At 72.4% G+C, this 5,934-nt stretch carries 4 protein-coding genes; 1 reads left to right on the plus strand and 3 read right to left on the minus strand.

The genetic code is table 11. From position 1 onward, the window contains the following. The 3 genes from car to CCN72_RS06605 all read right to left on the minus strand — a co-directional run. On the minus strand, positions 1-3,115 hold a 3,115-nt coding region (gene car, locus CCN72_RS06595; protein ID WP_086806692.1), incomplete at its 3' end, for a carboxylic acid reductase. Between the two features lie 32 nt (positions 3,116-3,147). Further along, the gene (locus CCN72_RS06600) at positions 3,148-3,834 is read right to left on the minus strand and encodes a FadR/GntR family transcriptional regulator (RefSeq protein WP_086806693.1); all 687 of its coding nucleotides are present in this window, start codon (positions 3,832-3,834) and stop codon (positions 3,148-3,150) included. A 312-nt stretch (positions 3,835-4,146) separates the two neighbouring features. Continuing rightward, entirely contained in the window at positions 4,147-5,028 is an 882-nt protein-coding gene (locus CCN72_RS06605) for an ATP-grasp domain-containing protein (protein WP_086806694.1), read from the minus strand. A 134-nt stretch (positions 5,029-5,162) separates the two neighbouring features. On the opposite strand from CCN72_RS06605, the gene CCN72_RS06610 reads away from it, so the two are divergent. Next, positions 5,163-5,934: MerR family transcriptional regulator (locus tag CCN72_RS06610; RefSeq protein ID WP_143664055.1), on the plus strand; the 772-nt coding region annotated here is incomplete at its 3' end.

A 5,934-nucleotide genomic window follows, 5' to 3' on the forward strand; every position in this document is an offset into this window, starting at 1 on the left:
GTCCGCCGCCGTCGCCGGTGCCGGGGGCGTAGAAGCTGCCGGGCGCGGTCCCGGTGGCCAGCAGGCTCAGCAGGAGGCGGGTGAAGACGTCCGAGACGTTGAGCTGACCGGTGTAGCGCGGGTGCGCGAGGATCAGGTTCGAGCGGAAGACGGCGACCGGCAGTCCGAACGCGTCGTGCGCCTCGCGCAGCAGCACCTCGCCGGCCCATTTGGCGGCCGCGTAACCGTCGGCGTAGTCGCCCTTGAGGTCGCGGGTGGGGCAGGCGGTGCGGATGTCCGCGGACTCGTCGGCCGCCGCCTCGTCGCCGAAGACGACGGCGACCGTCGACAGGTACGTGAACCGCTTGATCCGGGAGGTGACCGCGAGCCTGATCAGTTCGGCCGTGCCCAGCACATTGGGGCCGAACAGCTGGCCGTAGGGCAGGAGGTGGTTGACCTGCGCCGCCGGATGGACGATCAGGTCCACGGTGTCGGCCAGCCGCCGCCAGGTCCCGCCGTCGAGCCCGAGGTCCGGTGCCCCGATGTCGCCGGGGATCACGTGCAGGCGCCGGTCGGCGGCCTCGCGGTAGCGCTTGAGGAGTTCCGGGTCGCCGCTGTCGAACGCCGCGTCGAGCCGTGCCCGGGCCTCGTCGGCGGAGGAGCCGCGGACCAGGCACACCAGCGTGCCGTCGCGCTCGGCCAGGCGCTCCAGCCATTCGAGGCACAGGAAGCGGCCGAGGTAGCCGTTGGCGCCGGTCAGCAGGACGGTCCTGGCCTCGGGCAGCGGACCGGCCGGTCTGCGCGCGGCGGTCCGCACATCGAGGAACGCGTCCAGCCGTAGATCGGCGGCGTCGAGCCGGGTCGCGTCGGGGCCGTGGACGCGGTCGGCGGTGGGCCTGCGGTGGTCCGACGCGAGCGCCCGCTCGATGTGATCCGCCACCTGCCGCAGCGTGTTGACCGGGCTGATGACCACGTCGACGGGGACGTCGACCTGGAAGATCTCCTTCAGGGTCCGGGAGAACGACAGCGCAGTGAGGCTGTCACCGCCGAGTTCGAGGAAGCGTGTGCCGGGCTCCGCGGCGGCGTCCTCCTGTCCGAGATGCGCCCGCACGGCCCGCAGCACGGTGTCCAGGACCGGCTCGTCGGCGCCGACCCGGCGCAGTGCCTCCAGCTCGGTGGCCTCGCGGTCGGACAACTCGGTGTACAGCGCTTCGAGTCGCTCGCCGTACCGTTTCGTCAGGGCCGGTCGCAGCGGCTTGCGCACCCCGGAGAGCAGTCCGTTCTCCTGGCTGAACGGCTCGGTCTCCACGAGGAGATCCCGTGGCACCTCGTAGGAGTTCAGACCCGCCTCGACCGCGAGGCTCCGCAGGGATTCCCGCAGCGCCGTCCTCAGGCGCCGGGTGTCCCCGTCGGCGCGGTCCAGGGCGTCCTGTGTGGGTACGACGACCGCGAGGAGGTAGGCGCGGGCGCTGTTGCCGTACAAGAAGATCTGCCGGACCGCCGGGCTGCCGCCGAAGAGCGCCTCCAGGCGGGAGACCGCCACGAATTCGCCCTGTGACAGCTTGAGGACGTTGGCGCGGCGGTCCACGTACCTCAGCTCGTCGGGTCCGACGCGGGCCATGATGTCGCCGGTGCGGTAGAAGCCGTCCTCGTCGAAGACCTCGGCGGTGGCGTCCGGGCGCCGGAAGTAGCCCGGCACCAGCCGCTCGGACCTGACCAGCAACTCGCCCCTGGGATACGGCGAGTCGGTGCCGAAGTATCCCAGCTCGGGAACGTCGGCCAGCTTGTGGTCGGTCACCGGCGGGCGCAGTACACGGCCGTCGAGCAGGACGATCCCGGCTTCCGTCGATCCGTAGCCGTCGAGCAGTCTGACCTGGAGGCAGCTCTCCACGAACGCCGTCGTCTCCGCGCCGAGCGGGGCCGAGGCGCTGACGGCCCACAGGAGACGGCCGCCCATGACCTCTTCCCGCAGCTCCTCCTTCACCCGCGCCTCGGTCGCGGCGGGGTCCGTGCCCGTCCCGCCCCTGCGTGACAGCTCGTCCCGGTAGTGACGCAGGAGGAGGTCGGCGATGCGGGGCACCATGATGAACTCGGTGGGGCGCACCAGGGAGAGGTCCTCGAAGAGCGTCGACAGGTCGCCGGACGCCGCGAAGCAGGCAAGGCCGCCCTTGGCGAGCGTGCCGAACAGCACGCCCCTGCCCACCATGTGGCTGAGGGGCAGGTAGTTCAGCACGATGGACGGCCGCGCCGCCTGACCGGGTACGAAGTCGACCCAGAACTGCCTGACCACGCGCTCGGTGTACATGGCGCCCTTGGGGGTGCCGGTGCTGCCCGAGGTGTAGATCAGCGTGCTGAGCGCGTCGGCCGCCGATGACCCGGGAACCCGCGGGAGCGGGGGCAGGGTCCGTCCCCGGTCGACGACCGATGCCAAGGTGTCCAGGGTGGTGCCCCGGCCGCGCGCCGCGAGCCGGTCGCGGGCGGCGGCCAAGTCCTCCTGGTGCGCGGTGACTTCGGGGCGGTGGCCGAGGACGATGATCCTGGGCGGCGAGGGTGTGTTCGCCGCGATCCGGAGGGCGAGGTCCAGATGGTCGGCGTCCACCGCGAGCAGCCGCGGTCCGGTCTGCTCGACGATGGGGGCCAGTTGTTCCGCGGAGGCGCCGGCCGGCAGCGGGACGGACACCGCGCCGGAGCGGACGCAGGCCAGCTCCACCATGGTGCACTCGATGCCCGGACGACCGAGGACGGCGACGAAGTCACCTGGCCGCACGGCGTGTTCGGGGTGATGCCGCTGGTGATGCCGCTGGTGCCGCCACTCGGCGGCCACGGCACCGGCCCGTTCCCAGAGTTCGCCGTAGGTGAGCGTGTCGAACCGGTTCAGGAGGCGGAGCGTGGTGCGGCCCGTCTCCGGGTCGGTGAACGGCTCCGTGGCGCGCTCGCCCAGGGCGGGGCGGTCCGCGTACGCCTCCATCACGGTGGCCACCAAGGCGGCGAGGGGTAATCCGGGCTGCCGGACCGCCGCCGTGACGGTGTCCAGGGGCGCGGTGTCGCGGAACTGCGCGTCGGTCGCGTACAGATGGGCGCCTCGGCGAGCGGTGTGTGCGTCGAGTTCGTCGGCGGGGATTCGGGAGGGGGACACGGGAAGTCTCCTTATACGGCTGGGGAACCTGGTCACTCGGTCTCGTGGTCGCGGGTGAGCCGGACGATGGCGGCCGCCGCGTCCCGTGCCTCGTCCGCGCTCTGTGCCTCGATCGCGTCGACGAGCCGCCGGTGCAGCCGGGCGTGGTCCTCCGCGTGGGCGGTTTCCCAGGTCAGACCGCCCAGGGACGAGGTGAGGGCGGTGCCGAGGTAGTCGTAGACCTCGACCAGCAGGTCGTTGCCGCTGGCGCGGACCACGGCTCGGTGGAACAGCGCGTCGACGTTCGTGGCCGCGGACGGATCCGCACCGGCGGCGGCCGCTTCGGCGTCGGCCAGCAGCTCCCGCAACTGGCGCAACTGCGCCTCGTCACGGCGCAGGGCCGCGGCTCCCGAGGCGTACTCCTCCAGCACGGTCCGCAGCTCCAGCACCTTGTCCCGCTCCACGGAACTTGCCCGCCGCACCATGACCGACTGAAGCTCGCTCGACGAGCGGACATAGGTGCCGTCCCCGGCCCGGGGCTCCAGCAGCCCCAGGTGCACGAGCGCGCCGATCGCCTCCCGCAGTGTGCTGCGGCCGACCCCGAGCTCCTCGATGAGGGACTGCTCCGAGGGGATCCGGGTCCCCACGGGCCAGCCCCCCGCCTCGATGTGCGAGCGGAGGCTGTCCACGAGCTGAGCGGACAGACTGGCCGTCCGGCGCGGTGCGTTGATGCGTTTCATGAGAACACCGTATACAAACATCAGACGTTTGGACATAGGACATGTGAATGTCGGTGTTCAAACATCAGACCGGTGAACTCGCGCGCTGCGACACCGCGTTGCCCGGGTCGGATCGGGAGGGCTCGCCCCGGGGGTCCCTAGGGCCTGTCTGACAATTCCCGTCGTCGCCCGGAGGGCGGCCGCGCGGCGTCAGGTGCGTGCTCTCGGGGTGCCGGGCGTAGGCCCTCGTACTGGACGTACTTGGGTCTGCGCCCGGTGCCGCGAGAGTGCGTGCATGGCGTCGCGCGGCAGACGGGAATTGTCAGACAGGCCCTAGGCCGTCGCCTCGGCGAGGATCGCGGCCGCCGCCCGGGGCAGGGAGTCCGGGTGCAGGAAGAGGAAGAGGTTCGGTTCGACCAGTTCGAGTTCCATCAGACGGGGGGTGCCGTCCGGGCCGTCGACGAGGTCCACGCGGGCGTACAGGAGGGGGGCGGCGGAGCCGGGTACGGCCGCCAACGCCTTTTCCGCAACGGCGAGTTCGGCGTCCGTCGGCTGCCAGGGGGTGAGATCGGGGTGGGCGACCTTGTCGGCGTCGTACGGGGTGCCCGGGGAAAGGACGGCGCCCTTGCGGCTCGCGTGCAGCAGCCGGCCGCCGAAGAACTGGAGGGCGCGTTCGCCGGTGACGTCGATGCCCCGGAGGTAGGGCTGCACCATCGCGGTGAAGCCCTCGGCGTGCATCCGCGCGAGGTGTCGTACGGCCGTCTCGTGCTCGGCGGGCGTGTAGCGGGCGGCGAAGCGGGCGCCCGCGCCGGAGGTCGGCTTGATGACGTAGTCGTGGTCCGTGGGCAGCACCGGGGCGCCGTCCTCGCCCGGGGCGAGATAGCTCGTCGGGACGGTGGGGACACCGGCGGCGGCCAGCTCGCCCAGATAGCGCTTGTCGAGGTTCCAGCGGATGACCTCGGCGGGGTTGGCGATCCGGGTCGCGCGGGCCACCCGCTCCAGCCAGGCCGTGAACTCCGCCGCGCGCCAGCTGTAGTCCCAGGTGGAGCGGACGACGACGAGGTCGTACGCCGACCAGTCGATCCCGGGGTCGTCCCAGTAGGGGGCGTCGGCCCGAGCGCCGACGTCGTTCAGCGCCCGCACCAGCACCGGCAGGTCCACGTCCTTGCTCGGGGCGGTGCCGGGGTCGTAGGTGGCGAGGGCTATGCGGGGCACGGCGTGACTCCCTGTCGTACGACGTTCGAACACTCGCGAGGCTAACAAGCGGCCCGGAACCGGGACAGGGGGTTTGACCTTCACCTTCGGTGAAGCCCCAGCATCGGTGGTGGACGACGAGGGACGGGGACGCGATGGAACTGCTGACGATCGGGGCGTTCGCCAGGGTGAGCCGGCTGTCGCCGAAGGCGCTTCGGCTGTACGACGAGCTGGCCCTGCTGCGGCCCGCCCGGGTCGACCCCGAGACCGGCTACCGGTACTACGCCGTCGGGCAGTTGGGGCGGGCGCGGCTCGTGGCCTGGCTGCGGCGGCTCGGGATGCCGCTCGCCGAGATACGCGCCGTGTGCGCGCTGGAACCGGGCGAGGCCGCGCGGGAGATCGGCGCGTACTGGGCGCGGGTCGAGGCGGAGACGGCGGCACGGCGGGATCTCGCGGCGTTTCTCGTCGACCAGCTGACCGGCACGATCGACACATCGGGAAGGGAACCCATGACGATGCTGGAACTGAGGCACTCCGCGCGCACCGACCGCGGGCTCGTCCGCCCCGCCAACCAGGACACCCTCTACGCGGGCCGCAGGCTGCTCGCCGTCGCCGACGGGTTCGGGCCCGCGGGTCTCGCGGCGAGCGGGGCGGCGGTGGCGGCGCTGCGGTACCTGGACGAGGCGGAGACGCTGCCCGTGGACGGGGAACTCGGGGAGCTGGGGGTGCTCGGGGCGCTGGAGGACGCGGTGCGGGCCGCGGGGGCGGCGGTGGCGGAGCTCGCGGGCGGCACGGGAGAGGCCAACACGGGAGAGGCCGGCACCACGCTCACGGCGCTGCTGTGGACCGGGTCCCGGCTGGCGCTCGCGCACATCGGGGACTCGCGGGCGTATCTGCTGCGGGGCGGGGAGCTGTACCGGATCACCC

Origin of the sequence: Streptomyces murinus, from assembly GCF_002154555.1 — a bacterium.
In the GTDB taxonomy this organism is placed as follows: domain Bacteria; phylum Actinomycetota; class Actinomycetes; order Streptomycetales; family Streptomycetaceae; genus Streptomyces; species Streptomyces murinus.

Bases quoted from the DNA above. Each gene is read 5' to 3' on its own strand.
- CCN72_RS06600 (WP_086806693.1), bottom strand. From the start codon at position 3,834: ATGAAACGCATCAACGCACCGCGCCGGACGGCCAGTCTGTCCGCTCAG.